Genomic DNA, 18,565 nt, shown 5'->3' with positions numbered 1-18,565 from the left:
TGTCGGCGATGTCGGTCAGGCGATGGGCGGCGTCGTAGGTGTAGGCCGTGAACGCGCCGTCGGGTTGGGTGACCTTCTTCACCAGGCCGGTGGGCCAATACTCGATGGCGGTGATCTGGTCGTCGGCCTCCGAGGCATTGTTGGTGCCGCGCACCTTGCGGGCGGTGAGCCAGCCGCGCGGGTGGTAGGTGAAGTCGGTGACGACGTTGTTGGCGTCTTTCACCGACAGCACCCGGCCGGCGCCGTCGTAGGCCAGGGTCTCGGTCACCCGGCCCAGCGCGTCGGTGACCTTCCACAGGTCGCCCTTGCGATGCGGACAGGTGGTGGGCGCGGACGCGCAGGAGGCGTCGTCGCTGGCGTAGTAGGTGTAGGTGGTGGTGTCGCTCACGTCCGTGCGCGGGCCGTCGACCGAGGTGGCCAGGCCCAGCAGCGGGCAGGTGCCGCTGGTGATATCGGCCGCTTCGCAGTAGGTGGTCGTGGTGGTGCGGGTGGTCGCTGTCGCCGGGTCGATCTGCGAGACAGTCAAGGCCTGACCGCGCGCATTGTAGGTCCAGGTGGATTTGGCGATTAAAACACTAAACGCATCGTAGATCCGGCGCTCGACTGGCTTGCGGAGCGAAGTATTCCAATCCGTCTGGGTCTTGCGCTCCCTGGTAGTGGTCTTCGCCTCTATCAGTTGCGTTTCCAAGTCGTCCGTCGCACCACGATCATGGTCTGCAATATTGCCCAGGAAGTCGGTAACCGTATTCAGCCGGCCAGCGGCATCGTATGAAAACGTGGTTGCCGATGTTGGACACGTCGAGCATTGGTTCAATTGATAGGTCAACCGCTTCACGCCGCTATACGTGTCGAAATTCCTGTATTGCGGGTTCCCCAGAGGGTCCGTTACCGTCGCGTACGTATTCCCGCTGTAAGCGACTTGAAACTTGTCGACTCCGCCAGCGTGCTCCGTGGATATCGCCCTGTCTGTGACGTCGTAACGAAAAGTGGCGTACCTCTGACTCGATTCATCGACGATTCCGGTCAGCGCTAGCGGCAAATCGGCGCCGCTAGTATGGGCTGATTCGTTATATGAGTAAGTTCTTATCGATGAACCGGGATAGCTGACGCTTGATAAACGATCAGCAGCATCGTAGGCGTAGTTATATGTCCGTCCCGCCGGGTCGGTCATCTGGTCCAGTCGGCTTGCGCTGTCGTAGTGCAGTCTTAGCAACCTGCCTGCGCGGTCAGTGATTTTTGTCAGCAGAAGATCCCGCGCATTTCCGTCGATGTCGCCGCCGTTGTACTCCAGGTTTATTTGCTCTCCCGACTGAGTGACAAGCGATACCATGCGTCCCAGCAGATCGTAAGTTTCTACGTTTTGGCTGCTTCCCTCGGTAAATTTCCATCCGATTTGGACGCTGCCATCAACGACTGCCGACAAAGTATCTGTAGCGTCCGGGTCCGAAACCCAACCCCCGGTTTGCTGCTTGAAGAAAGTCGTATAGCCTCCTGAAGGTCTATGAACTTTGGCAACGAGCCCCCCATCCGTAGAGCTGGAATATTCGACCCGCTTCGAATAACTGTGTGTCCACCCGTCTCCGAGACCATATGACTGAAATGCACCCTGGCTGTTGTAGTACCTTTCGAACGAGAGCAACGCCGAAACGGAGAAGTCCGCCTCGCGTTGATACTTGTTTCCGGTTGCCATGTTGATCGGATTTCCGACCAGACTGCAGCTCGATGAAGGGCAGCCGCGATTCTTGGCAGGGGCGAAAGAAACAATAGGCCACTCGGTCAAACCATAACCATGGCTCCAGAAGTAAGCGCAATCGACACAACTGCGGAGCCAGATCTCCCCAACGAATGCATTTGCCCCCTGGCGCACGCAACGATACTCGGTGGAGTACCATGGATGGCCCAGTCGGGATTCATAGTTAATGCGCGCAGCATCCATACACGCCGCATACGCTGCACCCTCTGTTGAATACATTTGCGCTTCGGCGCGAGGGGACCATAACAAGAGCATGGCCAGCATGGCCGCGCACGCCATATGAACTATTGATTTCATACCCCACCTATTCCTTTAAGTCGCGACACCGGGCGCGGGTCCATTCACCCAAATAATTTTTTGAAACACGGCCAGGCTTCCGAGCTTGAGGTGCCCGAGGGCTGAAAACAGTGACGGGGATCGCGGTGTCGTCGATGACTACAAGCGTCGATGTTCGCAGCCGCTCAAATCAACAACCGCGCAAAATCCTGCGCACTCGACGGATGCCCCAACCAATACCCCTGCGCCAGATCGCAGCCGCGCTCGCGCAGGATGGCGTACTGGCCTTCCTTCTCCACGCCTTCGGCGACGACGGTGATGCCGAGCGAATGCGCCATCGCGATGATGGCGGTGGTGAGCGCGAGGTCGTCGGGGTCGCGCAGTACGTCGGCGATGAAGCTGCGGTCGATCTTCACGCCGTCGACCGGCACGCGGCGCAGATGGCTCAATCCGGAGAAGCCGGTGCCGAAATCGTCCAGCCAGACTTTGACGCCGATGCTGCGCAGGCGCGACAGCAAGGTACTGGCGTGCAATTCGTCGCCGATCACCGCGGTTTCGGTCAGCTCCACGTGCAACTGCGACGCCGGCAATCCGGTTTCGCGCAGGCACGCTTCGACCAAGCCCGGCAATTCGCCGCTGCGCAATTGGCGCGGCGAGACGTTCACCGATACGAACAACGGCTCGACGGTGGGGAATTCGTTCTGCCAGCGCATCGCGTCGCGGCAGGCCACGCGCAGCACTTGCGGGCCGATGGTTTCGATCAGGCCGCTCTGCTCGGCCACGTCGATGAACACCGCCGGCGACACCATGCCCTGCTCCGGATGGTGCCAGCGCAACAGCGCCTCGGCGCCGACCAGGCGGTTGTCGCGCAAACGGTAGACGGGCTGGTAAGCGACGCTGAGTTCGCCGCGCTCCCAAGCGCCGCGCAATTCCTGCTCCATCCGCACCCGGCGCTCCACCGCCTGGTCCATCGCCCGGCTGTAGAAGCGGTAGCAGTTCTTGCCGGCCACTTTCGCCTGGTACATGGCGATGTCGCCGTTCTTCATCAGCATCGTCGCGCTGGACGCGTCTTCCGGGAACAGCGTGATGCCGATCGACGTGCCCAGGAACACCTGCCGGTCGTGGATCACGATCGGCCGGCTCAGCTCCATCACCAGATGCTCGGCCAAGCGGCTGGCCTTGGTGCGCACTTCGTCGCCGGGCTGCACCGAACTCTGCAGCAGGATCACGAACTCGTCGCCGCCGAAACGCGCGAGCTGCGCTTCCTCGCCGCCGAGGCGTTCGACCGCCTCGCGGATGCGGGTGGAAAACTGCACCAGCACCTCGTCGCCCGCTTCGTGGCCCAAGGTGTCGTTGACGCGCTTGAAGTCGTCGATGTCGGCGAACAACAGCGCCAGTTGTTTGCCCACGCCGCGCAATTCCAGCAGGCGCTGGTCCAGGCTTTCGCGGAACGCGAGCCGGTTCGACAAGCCGGTCAGCGCATCGGTGTAGGCCATGCGCCGGATGTCGCGATCGTGCCGGGCCACGCTTTGGCTCATCCGTCCGAACGCACGCACCAGATCGCCCACTTCGTCGTCGCGATGGCTCACCGGCGCCGCGCCGCCGAAACGGCCGGCTTCGATTTCGCGCGCCGCGTCGGCCAAGCGCCGCACCGGCCCGACCAGCGTGCGCTGGATCACCAGCACCATACCGATGCCCAAGGCCAGCAGCGCCAGCATCAGGATGCCGATCAAAGTGCGGTTGCGGTTGCCCAGATCGGTGAGGCTGGCGCGCAAACCTGCGCTCGCGCGCTCCTCGGTGGCGTGCACCGAGGCCAGCGAAAAACCGATCCGCACGCCGCCGATGCGCTGGTCGCCCAGTTGGATCGGGCTGGACACGTCGACGATGTCGTCGGTCCACTGCGCATGGAGGCCGCGCGCGCGCACGACTTCGTAGGCCAGTGGATCCTGCATCGGCTGGCCGTAAGTGGGGATGTCGCCGGAACCGTCGTGGATGATCCGGCCCTGGGTGTCGTAGACAAGCACGTATTGCACGTCGGGCTGACGCATGGCCGCGCGAGAGAGCGTGCCGATCGCGTCCAGATCGAAGTAGTACAGCGGATTGGTCAGGCTGTCGGCCAATTGGGTGGCCGCGGATTCGCCGCGCTTGCGCAGACCTTCGATCACCAGATCGTGCATCGCCTTGCGGCTGACGCGGGTCACCTCGGATTGCATCAAGGCTTGCCGCTGCCACAACAGCAGCATCAGGGTGACGAAGATCGCCAGCGCCAGGCCCATCAGCGCCAGCAGCTGTCCCTGCAGGCCGACGCGGAAGCGCTTCATTCCACCCCCGTGCGCACCCGGCCCACGCCTTCGCGCAGGTATTTCAGCGCGTGCTCGGAGACCGGATCGATCGGCAGGAAGCGCGTGGTCTTGAAGAAGCGCAGCAAGGCGTCGCGCGCGTCGGGATCGTCGGCAGCCTGCATCAGCACTTCGCGCAAGCGGGCCTCGACTTTGGGATCCATGTCGCCACGCACCACCTCGACCGCACGCGGGTATTCGGGCGTGACGTGCAGCACGCGCAGCTCGCTGCGGTAGGTGGGCGGCACGCGTTGCGGGTTGTCCCAATCGATATTGCTCATGACGCCGACATCGACCAGGCGCTTGTGCACCCAGTTGGCGATGTTCAGCTCGGAGCGCGCGAACACGTAGCCGACCGTGTCGTCGGAGGGCTTGTCCATCGGCGACAGGAGCAGCTCCAGGCGCATGCCGCGCTGGAGCAGTTCCGATGCGGGCACGAAATAGGCGCTGGTGGAGCTGATGTTCTGGAAAGCGATGCTGCGGCCGCGCAATTGGTCGAGCGAAGTCAAGCCGCTGTCGCGGCGCGCGAAGTAGACGGTGCGGTAGCGGCTGACGCCGTCGCGCTCGGTCATGAGCAATAGTTTGGCGCCGGCGCGCGCCTCGAGCGCGACGCCGCTGGCGGAAGTTTCGGTGACCCAATCTACGCGGCCGCGCCGCAAGTAGCTGGCCATCTGCTGCGCGTCGCGCGCCATCAGGATGCGGCCCTCGCGGATGCCGACGCCGGCCATGCGCGGCACGACGTAGTCCAGCAGCGGCTTGAGCTGCTCGTAATGGGTCTTGGGATCGTCGCTGATGCGGCCCAGCACCAGCACGTGCTCATCGTCGACGGCGCGAGCGGCCGAACTGGGTAGCCAAGCCGCCAGCACGCACAGCAAGCCGGCGGCGAGTCGCGCGGTCAATCCAGCCAAAATCCGTCCCCAGGTCGTCGGCGTGTGCAGCCTAGCCTAATCGCCGGTGGCCCACCAACGGGCCTGGGCCGGGCTTTTGCTGGAGCGGCTTTAGCCGCGAGCTTTTCCGGCGGGGCGCGGCGGTCTGAACGGAAAAGCTCGCGGCTAAAGCCGCTCCTACAACAGCGGAAGGCCGTCATCGGGCCAGCGAGGCCATCCGCTGGGCGTCGGCCAGGATGCCGCGCAACAAACGCACCTCTTTGGCGTCCAATCCGGCGCGCAGGTACAACCTGCGCAGCTTGCGCATCGCCGATTTCGGGGCGCGGCCTTTGTGGAAGTCGATCTCGTCCAAGGTCTGCGCCAGCTGCGCGAAGAAACCCTCCAACTCGGCATGCGATGCCAGCGCGCGCGCCTCGCCGGCGCCGATGCCCGCTTGCTCCCGCTCCAATACGGCCAGGCGCAGTTCGTAGGCGAGCACTTGGACCGCAGCGGCCAAGTTCAACGAGCTGTAGGCCGGATCGGCGGGAATATGCACCGCGGCGTGGCACAGCTGCAGCTCTTCGTTGGTCAGGCCGGTGCGTTCGCGGCCGAACACGATCGCCGTTTCGGCGCCGGTGGCGGCCGCATCGCGGGCCCGCGCCGCGGCCGCGCGCGGCGACAGTTGTTCCAGCGCCACGCGCCGGTCGCGGGCGGTGCAGCCCAGCACCAGGCGGCAATCGGTGACGGCCTCGGCCAGGCTCGGATAGATCGCGGCAGCGGCGAGCACGTCGTCGGCGCCCGCGGCCATCGCCTCGGCGTCGGCGTGCGGATAGCGCTCCGGCGCCACCAGCACCAAGCGTCGCAGACCCATGGTCTTCAGGGCGCGGGCGGACGAGCCGATATTGCCGGGATGCTGGGTGCCGACCAGCACGATGCGCAGACGTTCAGCGGGGTTCTCCATGCGCGGATGTTAAACTGCGCGCGCCGGCCACCGCGCCGGACGGCTCTTTACCCCCGCCAGCCCTGCCCTTTTGCCCTCGGAGGCCCGTACGGCCATGCAAAAACCCGTAGTCACCATCATGGTCAAGGCGGCGCGCGCAGGCGGCAACGTGCTGTTGCGCCATCTGAGCAAGCTGGATGCGCTGAATGTGGTCGAAAAGGGCCGCATGGATTTCGCCAGCGAAGTCGACGGCCTGGCCGAAGAAGCCATCGTCAAGGAATTGCGCCGCGCCTATCCCGAATACGGCGTGCTGGGCGAGGAAGGCGGCGCGCAGAAGGCCGGCCGCGGCGGCGGGCGCTACACCTGGGTGATCGATCCGCTCGACGGCACCAGCAACTATTTGCGCGGCCTGCCCCACTACTGCGTGTCGATCGCGCTGACCGAAAACGGCGAGCCGATCCACGGCGTCATCTTCGACCCGATCCGCAACGAACTGTTCGTCGCCTCCCGCGGCGGCGGCGCCGTGCTCAACGACCGCAAGATCCGCGTCGCCGAGCGCAAGGACCTGGCCGGCAGCATGATCGTCACCGGCTTCCCGCCGCGCGAGCGCGAACGCGCCGGCGCGCAGTTGGAATGCGTGCGCCAGCTGCTGCGCGAGGCCGAAGACGTGCGCCGCACCGGTTCGGCCGCGCTCGATCTGGCCTATGTCGCCTGCGGCCGCCTCGACGGTTATTTCGAAGCCGGAGTGAAGCCTTGGGACATCGCCGCCGGCGTGCTGCTGGTGCGCGAGGCCGGCGGACGGGTGTGCGAGTACAACGGCGCCAATCTGGGGCGCATGGATGTCGCCACCGCCCGGATCGGGCAGATCGTCGCCGGCAACGTGAAGCTGGTGGAGCCGTTGCAGAAGTTGATCGTTTCGTCGGGATACGCGAAGAGTTTTGAATAAGGAACGAGAGAACAGGAACTAGATATTAGGAACTAGAAACTAGAAAGAGCGACGCTTACTCTAGTTTCTAGTTCCTAATTCACTAGTTCCTAAGCAAAAAGGCCGCGCAATGCGCGGCCTTTTGCGTTTCTGCGCCAGGCGCCGTTACGGCCTGCGCGCCAACGCGGCCTCGTCCTTGGCCTTGGGCATCAGATCCTGCTTGGTGACCTTCAAGAACCACATGGTCAGCAGCGGGCAAGCGACGAAGATCGAGGACAGGGTGCCGATGATGATGCCGATCATCTGCGACTCGGCCATGCCGCGCAGCGAGCCGCCGCCGTACAGGTACAGCGCCAGCACGGTCAGGAAGGCGACGAACGAGGTGATCACCGTACGCGACAGGGTCTGGTTGATCGACTTGTTCAGCACTTCCTCCGGCGTCGCGCGCATGCCGCGGAAATTCTCGCGGACGCGGTCGAACACCACGATGGTGTCGTTGATCGAGAAGCCCATCACCGACAGCACGCCGGCCAGCACGGTCAGGTCGAATTCGTGGCCGCTGATCGCGAACCAGCCGGCCACCACCACCACGTCGTGCAAGGTGGTGATGATCGCGGCCACCGCGAACTTCCATTCGAACCGGATCGAGATGTAGATCAGGAAGCCGAGCACCACGAACGCGACGGCGTACAAGCCGTTCAAGGCCAGCTCGCGGCCGACCTGCGGGCCGACGTAGCCGCTGCTGAGCCGCTTGGCCGGGTTGTCCGGCGTGGATGCGATACGCACCACATCGTCCGCGGTCTGCGCGGTGTCGGTCTGGGCCACGCCTTCCTTGGGCTGCAGGCGCACCAAAAGGTCGTTGCCGCTGCCGAAGGATTGGACCTGCGCGCTGTCGTAGCCGGCCGCGTTCAGGCGCGAACGCACGCCGTCCACGTCGGCCGGCTTGGCGAAGGACAGCTCGACCGAGGTGCCGCCGGTGAAGTCGAGGGCGAAGTCGAAGCCCTTGACGAACATCGCGCCGATGCCGACGAACATGATCAGCGCCGCGAGCGTCAGCGACACCCAGCGCAGGCGCATGAAATCGAAATTGCTGCCGTACGGGAACACGTTGAAAGGTTTCATGGGGCGTGCTCCGTCAGATCGCGATCGATTTCAGCTTGCGGCGGTGGCCGTAGATCAGCGTCGCCATGCCGCGCGACACCGACACCGCCGTGTAGGCCGAGGTGGCGATGCCGAGCATCAGGGTGATGCCGAAACCGCGCAGCGGACCGGTGCCGAACACCGCCATCGCCAGACCGGCCAGGAAGGCGGTGACGTTGGCGTCCAAAATGGTGCCCGAGGCGTGCTCGTAGCCGCTGGAGATCGCCGTGAGCGGCGGTAGCCCCGCACGCAATTCTTCGCGTATTCGCTCGTTGATCAGCACGTTGGCGTCCACCGACATGCCCACGGTCAGGGCGATGCCGGCCAAGCCCGGCAAGGTCAGCGTGGCGCCCATCACCGACATCACCGCGAACACCATCAGCAGGTTCAGCAGCAGCGCCAGGCAGGTGATGATGCCGAACATGCGGTAGTAGACGAGGAAGAACACCAGAGCGAAGCCGAACGCGTACAGCACGGCGGTCAAGCCGCGCTGGATGTTCTCTTTGCCCAGGCTGGGGCCGATCACGCGCTGCTCGGCGAAATCCATCGGCGCGGCCAGCGCGCCGGCGCGCAGCAGCAGGGCCAGATCGGCGGCTTCTTTCATGCTCTCCAGGCCGGTGGTCTGGAAATCGCGGCCGAGGGTGCTCTGGATGGTCGCCACCGAGATCACTTGCTCGTTGATGCGGGTGCTGCGCACTTCCTTGCCGTCGACGATCTTCACTTCCGGAATGCGTTCGGTGTAGACCACCGCCATCGGCTTGCCGACGTGCTGGCTGGAGTAATCGAACATGCGCTGGCCGCCGAGGCTGGTCAGGCGCACGCGCACCGCCGGCGTGCCGCTTTGCGTGTCGAAGAACGAGGACGCGCTCTGCAGCTGGTCGCCCGAGGCGATCACGCGCTTGTTGAGGATGATCGGGACCGGCTTGCCGTCCGGGCCGATGCGCTTCTGGTAGAAGATGCGGCCTTCGGGCGGGACGTTGCCGCTCTGCAGCGCGTCGTAAGGATTGCTGCCTTCGATCACGCCGCGGTATTCCAGCGTGGCGGTCGCGCCGAGGATGCGCTTGGCCTGCGCGGTGTCCTGCACGCCGGGCAGCTGCACGACCACGCGGTCGGCGCCCTGGCGCTGGATGATCGGCTCGGCGACGCCGAGCTCGTTGATGCGGTTGCGCAGCGTGCCGACGTTCTGCTCGATGGCGTCGGTGGCGATCTTGTCGAGTTCGGCCTTCGGCACGGTCAGGGTGATGCGGTCGCCGGCGCTGTCCATCTGCAGGGTCGGCAAGTCGCGCGCGATCAGCTGGCGCGCCTTGTCCATTTCCGACGCATCGCTCAGCGCGACTTGCAAGGTGTCGTCGTTGCGGCGCTCCACCGAGCTGTACCTCACCCGATTGTCGCGCAGCACCACGCGCAGGTCTTCCAAGTAGGCTTCGAAACGCTTGTCGAGCGCAGCCTTGCGGTCGACCTCCATCAGGAAGTGGACGCCGCCCTGCAAGTCGAGGCCGAGCAGCATCGGCTTGGCGGCGATCGCCTCCAGCCAGCCCGGCGTGGTCGAAGCCAGGTTCAGCGCGACCACGTAACCGGTGCCCAGCTCCGCGGTGAGCGCGTCGGAAGCCTTGGTTTGCGCGTCGCTGCTGGGCATGCGCACCAGCAGGTTGCCGTTCTCGGTCTCGACCGACTTCGGCGTCACGCCGGCCTTCTTCAGGATCGCGTCCACCCGCTGCCGCAGCGGCGCGTCGATGGCCGAGCCGCGGTTGGCGGTGATCTGCACCGAGGGATCCTGCGGATAGATGTTGGGCAGCGCGTAGAGCACGCTCAACAGCACCACCAGGAGGATGACCACGTATTTCCAGCGCGCGTATTCGAGCATCTTGGGTTCCAGCGGCAAACCGGACGCGCGAGGCGTCCGGGAGTTTCGGCGCGGCGCCCGCGATCGGGCGCCGGCGCGGCGATCAGGAGGCTTTCAGCGTGCCCTTGGGCAGGACGTTGCCGACCGCGCCCTTCTGCACGCGCACGCGCACGTTGTCGGCGATCTCGACGGTGACGAAGTTGTCGCCGATGTCGGCCACGACGCCGGCGATGCCGCCGTTGGTGATGACTTCATCGCCCTTGGCCAGCTTGTCGAGCATGGCGCGGTGTTCCTTGGCGCGCTTCATCTGCGGGCGGATCATCAGGAAATACATGATCGCGATCAGGATGATCGGGAACAGCAGGCCGGTCATGCCGCCGCCGAAGAGGCCGCCCGGAGCGGCTTGGCCGGCGGCTTGCGCGTAGGCGGGGGAAATCAACAGGTCGAGCAGGCTCATCGGAAAGGTCCGTGGTCGCAAAATAGCTGGGAATTATGCCATGTAGCCGCGGGCCAGCGCTTTCAAGCCGCCCGGAAGGCGGCCTCGGGCCCCTGCGCCGGGCCTCCCAAGGCGGATGAGGGTTCGACGCATCCTGTCCCGAGAGCGCCGAACCCCCATCCTGCGCCCACCCCGAAGGGAGAGGGACTCAGGAGCGGGCTGCGTAGAAAGACTCGCGGAAGGCGGCGAAGTTCCCCCGTTCGATCGCCGCCCGCATCTCCGCCATCAGCCGCTGGTAATGCCACAGGTTGTGCAGCGTGCCAAGGATCGGCGCCAGCATCTCGTTGCAGCGGTCCAGATGGCGCAGATAGGCGCGGCTGAAACCGTGGCTGCAGGTATAGCAGCCGCAGCCTTCCTCGATGGTTCCGGTGTCGCGCTCGTATTTGGCGTTGCGGATGCGGATCGTGCCGGTGCGGGTGAAATAGTGGCCGTTGCGCGCGTTGCGGGTCGGCATCACGCAATCGAACATGTCCACGCCGCGCGCGACCGCTTCGACCAAGTCCTCGGGCCGGCCGACGCCCATCAAGTAGCGCGGACGCTCCGCCGGCAATTGCGGACAAGTATGTTCGAGCATGGCGTTGCGCTCTTCTTCCGGTTCGCCGACGGCCAGGCCGCCGATCGCGTAGCCGTCGAAGCCGATCGCCTTCAGTCCTTCCGCCGATCGCGTGCGCAGATCCCGGTGCACGCCGCCCTGGACGATCCCGAACAGCGCCGCATCGTTGCCTTCGTGCGCGCGCTTGCTGCGTTCGGCCCAGCGCAGCGACAGTTCCATCGATGCGCGCGCGACCTCTTCCGTGGCCGGGTACGGCGTGCATTCGTCGAAGATCATCACGATGTCCGAATCCAGCGTTTTCTGGATGCGCATGCTTTCTTCGGGGCCGAGGAATACGGTCGAACCGTCGGTCGGCGCGGCGAAGGTGACGCCTTGTTCGGTGATCTTGCGGCGATGAGCCAGCGAAAACACCTGGAAACCGCCGGAATCGGTGAGGATCGGCCCGTTCCATTGCGCGAAGCCGTGCAGGCCGCCGTGGGCTTCGATCACCTCCAGGCCGGGGCGCAGATACAAGTGAAAGGTGTTGCCGAGGATGATCTCGGCGCCCAGCGCGCGGATCTGTTCGGGCAGCACCCCTTTGACCGAGCCGTAGGTGCCGACCGGCATGAAGGCCGGCGTTTCCACCGTGCCGCGCGGGAAAGTCAGGCGGCCGCGGCGGGCCGGGCCGTCGGTGCCGAGGAGTTCGAAGGAAAGGCGGCTCATGGCTACGACCTCGTTTGAGCCCCCTCCCGCTTGCGGGAGGGGGTTGGGTGAGGGCGCGCGGAACATTCGATCGCGACGGCCATTACTGGAGAAGCGAAAGTCACTGGATTCCCGCCTTCGCGGGGATGACGGCTTAAAGCAAAAGCAAATCCCCCCTTCCCCCCTTTTTCAAAGGGGGGAACGGCAAGAGCGGTGGCGCCTGCGATCACTTCGCGATCTCCGGAAACAACAGCATCGCATCCCCATAAGAAAAGAACCGGTATTTCTCGCGCACCGCATGCGCGTACGCCTCGAACACGCGCGCCTTGCCCGCGAAGGCGGACACCAGCATCAGCAGGGTCGATTCGGGCAGATGGAAATTGGTGAGCAGCGCGTCGACCGAGCGGATCTTGTAGCCCGGAAAGATGAAGATCCGGGTCTCGCCGGCGAAGGGCAGCAGTTCGCCCTCGTGCATCGCGCTTTCCAGCGCGCGCACCACGGTGGTGCCGACCGCGACGACCCGGCCGCCGGCCGCGCGCGTACGGCGGATCTGCTCGATCAGCTCGGCGCCGACGTTGAGCCATTCGCTGTGCATGCGGTGCTCGCGCAAATCGTCCACGCGCACCGGTTGGAACGTGCCCGCGCCCACGTGCAAGGTGATGTGGCCGAAGCGCACGCCGCGCTCGCGCAGCGCCTGCAGCAGCGCATCGTCGAAATGCAGGCCGGCGGTGGGCGCGGCGACCGCGCCGACTTCGCGCGCGAACACGGTCTGGTAGCGCTCGGCGTCGTCCGCGCCCGGTTCGCGGCGGATGTAGGGCGGCAGCGGCAAGCGGCCGGCGCGCAGCAGCCAGGATTCGAGCGTATCGCCGATGTGGAAACGCAGGCGGTAGAACTCGCCCTCGCGGCCGAGCACTTCGGCCTCGCCGCCCGCATCGAGCGCGATGCGCGCGCCGGGCTTGGGCGATTTGCTGGCGCCGACCTGCGCCCGCGCTTCGTTGTTCGGCAACAGCCGTTCGATCAGGATTTCGACCCGCCCGCCGCTGTCCTTGGCGCCGAACAGCCGCGCCGGGATCACCCGGGTGTCGTTGAACACCAGCAGATCGCCCGGTTGCAGCAGCGACGGCAGATCGCGCACCTGCGCGTCGCGCATCGGCGCGGGCGCCGGCGGCACGCACAGCAGACGGCTGGCCGAGCGTTCGGCCAGCGGCACCTGGGCGATCAGCTCGGGCGGAAGTTCGTAGTGGAAGTCGGACTTTTTCAAAGCAAGCCGGCGTGAAGGCAAGCGCTAATTGTAGTGGTTGGGCGGTTGCGACTCTGCCGCTTGGGTAGTTGTGGGAGGGGCTTCAGCCCCGACTGCCATCCGTCGGGGCTGAAGCCCCTCCCACAAAAGCATCGATGCGCAGAGAGGAATGCCTAACGCTCGAACTTCGCCGACAGGATGATCGAAGACGTCGTCCGCTCCACCCCGTCGATCGCGCCGATGCGGTCGGTCAGCGCGTCCATTTCCTCCACCGTGGGCGCCACGCCCAGGGCGACTAGGTCGGAGGGGCCGCTGACCGAGTGCAGCGTCCGCACCTCCGGCAGGACCCGCAGCGCCTCGACCACGGCGGGCATCTGCTTGGGCAACACCGTGATCATGATGTGGGCGCGGATATGGCCGCGTTCGGCGGCCTCGGCGACGCGCACGGTGTAGCCGGCGATCACCCCATCCCGCTCCAAGCGCTCGATGCGGCTCTGCACCGTGGTGCGCGACAGGTTCAGTCGGCGCGCGATCTCCGCGGTCGAGGCGCGGGCGTTCTCGCGCAGCACGCTCAACAGCTGCTGGTCGGGGCCGGTGATCTTCATATTGCTCAAGCCGTATCGTCAATTAGACGAAATATAACTTTATTTCGTCGAAATCACACTATCAATCGACGACAGGGTCGCGAATAATGAGGGTTTAGCCTCTCCGGAAGACACCGCCATGGCCGTGACCGACACCCTCGCCTCGCTCCGCGCCCACGCCGGCAAGCGCCGCACCCAGGGCCTGGACGATGCCACCATCGCCCGCTTCGCCGCTGCCCATCCGGAGCTGGGCGCGGCCATCGATGCCGCCGCTGCCGAATACGTGCGCGTCCGCGCCGAATTCCCGGAGCTGCTGGATCTGGACGAAGACGCGCAGATCGATGCGCTGCAAGGCGGCTTCGTCAATTTCTACGCGCACGACGCCGTGAACCCCTACGTCGCCTTGGCCGCGCGCGGATCGTGGATCGTCACTTTGAAGGGCGCGGTGGTCTACGACTGCGGCGGCTACGGCATGCTGGGCTTCGGCCATACGCCGCAAAAGATCATGGACGCGATGGCCAAGCCGCAGGCGATGGCCAACATCATGACCCCGAACCTGTCGCAGCTGCGCTTCGTGCGCGCGATGCGTGCGGCGATCGGCCAGGACCGCGGCGGTTGCCCGTACGCGAAATTCCTGTGCTTGAACTCGGGTTCCGAAGCCGTCGGCCTCGCCGCGCGCATCGCCGACGTCAACACCAAGCTGATGACCGACCCGGGCGCGCGCCACGCCGGCGCCAAGGTGAAACGCCTGGTGGTGAAGGGCAGTTTCCACGGCCGCACCGACCGCCCCGCTCTGTATTCGGATTCCAGCCGCAAGACCTATATGCAGCACCTGGCCAGCTTCCGCGGCGAGGATTCGGTGATCGCGATCGAGCCGTACGACATCGACGCGCTGAAGAAAGCGTTCGCCGACGCCGAAGCCAACGGCTGGTTCGTCGAAGCGATGTTCCTCGAGCCGGTGATGGGCGAAGGCGACCCGGGCCGCAGCGTGCCGCCGGCGTTCTACAACGCCGCGCGCGAGCTGACGAAGGCGCACGGTTCGCTGCTGCTGGTCGACTCGATCCAGGCCGGCCTGCGCGCGCAGGGCGTGCTGTCGATCGTCGATTATCCCGGCTTCGAGAACGCCGAAGCGCCGGACATGGAAACCTATTCGAAGGCGCTCAACGCCGCCCAATATCCGTTGTCGGTGCTGGCCGTGACCGAGCGCGCCGCCAACTTGTACCGCAGCGGCGTGTACGGCAACACCATGACCGCCAACCCGCGCGCGCTGGACATCGGCTGCGCGGTGCTGGAAATGTTGACGCCGGAACTGCGCGACAACATCCGCATCCGTGGCAAGGAAGCGGTGGAGAAACTGGAAAAACTGAAGAGCGAGCTGGGCGGCTTGATCACCAAGGTCCAGGGCACCGGCCTGCTGTTCTCCTGCGAACTCGACCCGCGTTTCAAAGGCTACGGCACCGGCTCCAGCGAAGAATGGCTGCGCGAGCACGGCCTGGGCGTGATCCACGGCGGCGCCAATTCGCTGCGCTTCACCCCGCATTTCGCGGTGGCGAGCGACGAGATCGACTTGCTGGTGGCGATGGTCAAGCGCGCGCTGCTGGAAGGCCCGCGGCAGCAGGAACAAGCGGCGGCCTGATTTCCTTCTCCCGCCGGGAGAAGGTGGCGCGAAGCGCCGGATGAGGGTTCGGCGAAGCGACGCGGGCTCCGGTCGCGACGTTCTGCGCCGCTGCCGAATTCTCCGCAATCGGTAACGACCTCGCTTCGCCGAACCCTCACCTCAACCCCCGCTCCGCGCTCCGGCCCGCGCCAGCGGCGCGGGCGTTCAACCGCACGCGCGCCATGGGGCGCAAGCTGTGCGGTTTCACCCCCGATGGGAGAGGGGCTTTAAGTGCGTTAGCCTAGCCGCATGAAAATCGTCGAAGTCCGCCACCCGCTGGTCCAGCACAAGCTCGGCCTGATGCGCCGCGCCGACAACAACACCAAGACTTTCCGCGAGCTGTCGGCCGAAGTCGCCACGTTGCTGACCTACGAAGCCACGTCCGATCTGGAAACCGAAGACGCGCAAGTCGAAGGCTGGGCCGGCCCCGTCTCCGTGCGCCGGATCAAAGGCCGCAAGATCACCCTGGTGCCGATTTTGCGCGCAGGCTTGGGCATGCTGCCCGGCGTGCTGGAACTGATCCCCGCGGCGAAAGTGAGCGTGGTCGGCATCCGCCGCGACGAAGCCTCGCTGGCGCCGCTGCCCTACTACGAGAATCTGGTCGGCGGCATGCAGGACCGGATCGCGTTGATCCTCGACCCGATGCTCGCCACCGGCGGCACGTTGATCGCCACGGTTTCCATGCTGAAAGCCGCCGGCGCGACGCGGATCAAGGGTTTGTTCCTGGTCGCCGCGCCGGAAGGCCTGCGCGCGCTGGAAACGGCGCATCCGGACGTGGAGGTCTATACCGCCGCCATCGACGAACGCTTGAACGAGAAGGGCTACATCCTGCCCGGCCTGGGCGACGCCGGGGACAAGATCTTCGGTACGCGCGTCGTTTAGCGGTATGTAGGCGCGAATTCATTCGCGCGCATTTCGATCAAGAGCGTGCGAATGAATTCGCGCCTACAAAAGCAGCTTTGCTTTGCCCTCTACCCTTGCGGGAGAGGGACAGGCGCGAGGCGCCAGGGAGAGGGTTCGGCTTTTGGCGCGAAACAACGATGCTTCGCAAAGAGACAGGAAAGCCAAGCGCTAACGACGGCGATTCCGCATCAGCGCGACGATCGCCAGGATCGCCAGCACGAAAAGGCCCGCACCGATCAACCAACCGAGCGTGCCCTTGCCGACTCGCGCGGCCGGCAAACCGGCTTGCGCGACCGGCTCATCGATCGCCTGCGGCCGCAACTTCCACACGCCGCCTTCCAACGCCAGCCTGCCGTCCAACGCGGGCAAAGCCAGTTCGCGCCAAGTCACGCGCAGATCGCCGATCTGCGGATCCAGCGGATTTTCGGCGCTGCCCAAACCGTCGCCTTCCGGCTGGAACGTCGCGGACAGGTTGCCCGGCAGCGCCGAAAAATTCGGGCGGAAGCCGCGCCATTCGCCCAATCGCGAAATCGCTTCGGGATCCAGCGGCTTGCCGTCGATGCTGATCGTCGCCGGCAGGATGCGGCGGCTCGGCAGCGGAATGTCCTTGGGATTGTCGTGGCCGCGCGCGAAACCGGCCGAGGCGATCGGCACCGCGCTCCAAACCTTCTCGTAGCCCTGCTCCGCTTCGCGCCATTGGTACATCTCGACCCGGCGTTCGAGGCCGAACTTGCGGCTGACCACGCCGAATTCGGCGTCGCGCGGCGACTTGTCCGGCTGCGGCAATCCCGCCGGCGCTTGCTGCGCAGCGGCGGCTGCGGCGAACAACAACAAGCATCCCACCGCCGAACGCCTCATGCCATCAAGGCCCGCGCCTGCAGTTCGGCGACTTCGTGCGTGGTGCCGTATTTGCCCTTGTCGTCGCGGGTGACCTGCGCCAACGCGCAGTCCGGATCGTGGGTGAAGAACAGATGCACGTTGCGCTCGAGCTTGTCGGCCAGGAACTCGCGCTTTTCGTCGATCAGCAATTCCGGATTGCGGTCGTAGCCCATCGTGATCGGCACGTGCACCCAAGGCCGGCCGGGAATCAGGTCGGCGCAGAACACCACGCCGCCGTGCGGATGCCCGCCGACGTTGTCCGGACCGACGATCTCGGCCAGCATCAAGCCCGGTGTGTGGCCGTCGCTGAAATGGAAGCGCACGCTGTGGCCGAGCGTGCGCGAATATTCGGCGTCCACCAATTCCAGCCGGCCGCTGGCTTCGAGCAAACCGGGCAATTCGGGAATGAAGCTGGCGCGGTCGCGCGGATGCGGTTGGCGGGCGCGATCCCAGCACGCGGCGCTGACCAGGAAGGTCGCGTTGGGGAACAGCAGCTCAGGCGCGCGGCCTTCCACCCACGGCGCGAGCAAGCCGCCGGCATGGTCGAAATGCAGATGGCTCAGCACCACGACGTCGATGTCCTGATGCTCGAAGCCGGCCGCGCGCAAAGAGTCGAGCAGCACGTGCCGGTCTTCGACCACGCCGTAGCGTTCGCGCAGCTTCGGTTCGAAGAACGCGCCGATGCCCGATTCGAACAGCACCGTCTTGCCGGCCAGCGGACTGGCGAGCAGCGCGCGGCAAGCCAGCGGCACGCGGTTGGATTCGTCGGGCGGCAGCCATTTCGACCAAACGGCGCGCGGCGCGTTGCCGAACATCGCGCCGCCGTCGAGCTTCTGCGAGTTGCCGAGCAAGGACCAGAGTTTCATGGCCCGATTCTAGCGCTTGCCGGCGTTAAACAGCCGCTAGCGCCACCGTCATTCAGCGTTCCGACGGTCGGTCGAAAAATAGAAGACGAAATCGCCGGCGCTGTCTTTCTTGGCTTTGACCGGAATCGGCGCCACCGCGCCGTCGCCGACCGCGCCCTCGCCGGTCACGTCCGCTTCGCCCTCGATCAGGCGCAGGCGGCTGCCGCGCCAGCCCTTGATCGTCAGCCGCGCATGCTGCCCCGACGGCAGGCTGAGCACGGTCCGCACGTCCTTGGGATTGGCGATGTTGCTGCCGCCGGTGTCGTCCAGATCGTCCTGGCGGAACACCAGCAGCGGCTGGCCGTCGGCTTCGATCGCGAAACGCCAGTCGGTGGTGCCGATCGAGCCGTCGTGCTGAACGGCGATGCGGTCCAATTGCAGATGAAGCTTGTCCGAGAGCAGCGCGGGCGTCTTCGCCGCCGGCGCAGCGCTGTCTTTCGGCGCAAGAGTCTGCGGCACGGGCTTGTCGTCCTTGTCGCCGCGCAGGTTCACGTACACCGCGGTCAGCGAAGCGATCAACGCGGCGGTGCCGGTGAGGATCGCCGGAACCATATGCACGAACGGTTTTTTGTCGTTGTCCGCCAT

The 18,565-nt window shown here is 65.5% G+C and carries 16 protein-coding genes; 3 read left to right on the top strand and 13 right to left on the bottom strand.

Features of this window, described 5'->3' with window-relative positions; translation table 11 throughout:
• From FCE95_RS17490 to FCE95_RS13610, 4 genes are all read right to left on the bottom strand, one after another.
• Nucleotides 1–1,936, bottom strand: a 1,936-nt coding sequence (locus FCE95_RS17490) for a DUF6531 domain-containing protein (RefSeq protein ID WP_425481308.1), incomplete at its 3' end; no start/stop codon positions are given.
• Between the two features lie 278 nt (nt 1,937–2,214).
• Entirely contained in the window at nt 2,215–4,350 is a 2,136-nt protein-coding gene (locus FCE95_RS13620; RefSeq protein ID WP_137267529.1) for a putative bifunctional diguanylate cyclase/phosphodiesterase, read from the bottom strand.
• Complete coding sequence (locus FCE95_RS13615; RefSeq protein WP_425481301.1) at nt 4,347–5,276, bottom strand: phosphate/phosphite/phosphonate ABC transporter substrate-binding protein; 930 nt, start codon at nt 5,274–5,276, stop codon at nt 4,347–4,349. The genes FCE95_RS13620 and FCE95_RS13615 overlap by 4 nt, the downstream gene beginning before the upstream one ends.
• Nucleotides 5,277–5,451: 175 nt before the next feature.
• Entirely contained in the window at nt 5,452–6,195 is a 744-nt protein-coding gene (locus FCE95_RS13610) for an RNA methyltransferase (RefSeq protein WP_137267528.1), read from the bottom strand.
• Nucleotides 6,196–6,289: 94 nt separating this feature from the next.
• Here FCE95_RS13610 and FCE95_RS13605 point away from each other — a divergent pair, with 94 nt between their 5' ends.
• The gene (locus FCE95_RS13605; protein ID WP_137267527.1) at nt 6,290–7,120 is read left to right on the top strand and encodes an inositol monophosphatase family protein; all 831 of its coding nucleotides are present in this window, start codon (nt 6,290–6,292) and stop codon (nt 7,118–7,120) included.
• Between the two features lie 144 nt (nt 7,121–7,264).
• On the opposite strand, the gene secF is transcribed toward FCE95_RS13605, so the two are convergent.
• From secF to FCE95_RS13575, 6 genes are all read right to left on the bottom strand, one after another.
• A complete protein-coding gene (gene secF / locus FCE95_RS13600) occupies nt 7,265–8,221 on the bottom strand; it encodes a protein translocase subunit SecF (RefSeq protein WP_137267526.1) in 957 nt (318 codons plus the stop codon).
• 13 nt (nt 8,222–8,234) lie between these two features.
• The gene (gene secD, locus FCE95_RS13595; protein ID WP_137267525.1) at nt 8,235–10,103 is read right to left on the bottom strand and encodes a protein translocase subunit SecD; all 1,869 of its coding nucleotides are present in this window, start codon (nt 10,101–10,103) and stop codon (nt 8,235–8,237) included.
• Nucleotides 10,104–10,185: 82 nt separating this feature from the next.
• On the bottom strand, nt 10,186–10,539 hold the full coding sequence (gene yajC, locus FCE95_RS13590) for a preprotein translocase subunit YajC (RefSeq protein WP_137267524.1): 354 nt from the start codon (nt 10,537–10,539) through the stop codon (nt 10,186–10,188).
• A 187-nt stretch (nt 10,540–10,726) separates the two neighbouring features.
• Complete coding sequence (tgt, locus tag FCE95_RS13585; protein WP_137267523.1) at nt 10,727–11,833, bottom strand: tRNA guanosine(34) transglycosylase Tgt; 1,107 nt, start codon at nt 11,831–11,833, stop codon at nt 10,727–10,729.
• 205 nt (nt 11,834–12,038) lie between these two features.
• Nucleotides 12,039–13,073, bottom strand: a complete 1,035-nt coding sequence (gene queA, locus FCE95_RS13580; RefSeq protein WP_137267522.1) for a tRNA preQ1(34) S-adenosylmethionine ribosyltransferase-isomerase QueA — start codon at nt 13,071–13,073, stop codon at nt 12,039–12,041.
• Between the two features lie 152 nt (nt 13,074–13,225).
• Nucleotides 13,226–13,657, bottom strand: coding sequence for an Lrp/AsnC family transcriptional regulator (locus tag FCE95_RS13575; protein WP_137267521.1), 432 nt, complete (start codon nt 13,655–13,657; stop codon nt 13,226–13,228).
• Between the two features lie 118 nt (nt 13,658–13,775).
• Here FCE95_RS13575 and FCE95_RS13570 point away from each other — a divergent pair, with 118 nt between their 5' ends.
• Nucleotides 13,776–15,272, top strand: a complete 1,497-nt coding sequence (locus tag FCE95_RS13570; protein WP_137267520.1) for an aminotransferase class III-fold pyridoxal phosphate-dependent enzyme — start codon at nt 13,776–13,778, stop codon at nt 15,270–15,272.
• 270 nt (nt 15,273–15,542) lie between these two features.
• Nucleotides 15,543–16,175 (top strand): uracil phosphoribosyltransferase, encoded by a 633-nt coding sequence (gene upp, locus FCE95_RS13565; protein WP_137267519.1) that lies wholly within the window; start codon nt 15,543–15,545, stop codon nt 16,173–16,175.
• A 189-nt stretch (nt 16,176–16,364) separates the two neighbouring features.
• On the opposite strand, the gene FCE95_RS13560 is transcribed toward upp, so the two are convergent.
• The 3 genes from FCE95_RS13560 to FCE95_RS13550 are packed head-to-tail and all read right to left on the bottom strand — an operon-like array spanning nt 16,365 to nt 18,565.
• Entirely contained in the window at nt 16,365–17,054 is a 690-nt protein-coding gene (locus tag FCE95_RS13560) for a TMEM43 family protein (protein WP_137267518.1), read from the bottom strand.
• Nucleotides 17,051–17,941, bottom strand: coding sequence for an MBL fold metallo-hydrolase (locus FCE95_RS13555; protein WP_137267517.1), 891 nt, complete (start codon nt 17,939–17,941; stop codon nt 17,051–17,053). Before FCE95_RS13555 ends, FCE95_RS13560 begins: the two co-directional genes overlap by 4 nt.
• 48 nt (nt 17,942–17,989) lie before the next feature.
• Nucleotides 17,990–18,565, bottom strand: coding sequence for a hypothetical protein (locus tag FCE95_RS13550; RefSeq protein WP_137267516.1), 576 nt, complete (start codon nt 18,563–18,565; stop codon nt 17,990–17,992).

This window comes from Luteimonas gilva (assembly GCF_005239095.1).
Taxonomy (GTDB): Bacteria; Pseudomonadota; Gammaproteobacteria; order Xanthomonadales; family Xanthomonadaceae; genus Luteimonas_C; species Luteimonas_C gilva.
The sequence above is the reverse complement of the archived record's forward strand: the minus strand, read 5'-3'. Positions and strand labels throughout refer to the sequence as shown.

Coding starts and splice junctions, on each gene's coding strand:
- FCE95_RS13605 (WP_137267527.1), top strand. CDS start 6,290: ATGCAAAAACCCGTAGTCACCATCATGGTCAAGGCGGCGCGCGCAGGC.
- FCE95_RS13575 (WP_137267521.1), bottom strand. CDS start 13,657: ATGAAGATCACCGGCCCCGACCAGCAGCTGTTGAGCGTGCTGCGCGAG.
- secD (WP_137267525.1), bottom strand. CDS start 10,103: ATGCTCGAATACGCGCGCTGGAAATACGTGGTCATCCTCCTGGTGGTG.
- FCE95_RS13570 (WP_137267520.1), top strand. CDS start 13,776: ATGGCCGTGACCGACACCCTCGCCTCGCTCCGCGCCCACGCCGGCAAG.
- FCE95_RS13555 (WP_137267517.1), bottom strand. CDS start 17,941: ATGAAACTCTGGTCCTTGCTCGGCAACTCGCAGAAGCTCGACGGCGGC.
- tgt (WP_137267523.1), bottom strand. CDS start 11,833: ATGAGCCGCCTTTCCTTCGAACTCCTCGGCACCGACGGCCCGGCCCGC.
- FCE95_RS13620 (WP_137267529.1), bottom strand. CDS start 4,350: ATGAAGCGCTTCCGCGTCGGCCTGCAGGGACAGCTGCTGGCGCTGATG.
- yajC (WP_137267524.1), bottom strand. CDS start 10,539: ATGAGCCTGCTCGACCTGTTGATTTCCCCCGCCTACGCGCAAGCCGCC.
- FCE95_RS13560 (WP_137267518.1), bottom strand. CDS start 17,054: ATGAGGCGTTCGGCGGTGGGATGCTTGTTGTTGTTCGCCGCAGCCGCC.
- FCE95_RS13610 (WP_137267528.1), bottom strand. CDS start 6,195: ATGGAGAACCCCGCTGAACGTCTGCGCATCGTGCTGGTCGGCACCCAG.
- upp (WP_137267519.1), top strand. CDS start 15,543: ATGAAAATCGTCGAAGTCCGCCACCCGCTGGTCCAGCACAAGCTCGGC.
- FCE95_RS13550 (WP_137267516.1), bottom strand. CDS start 18,565: ATGGCGGACAACGACAAAAAACCGTTCGTGCATATGGTTCCGGCGATC.
- secF (WP_137267526.1), bottom strand. CDS start 8,221: ATGAAACCTTTCAACGTGTTCCCGTACGGCAGCAATTTCGATTTCATG.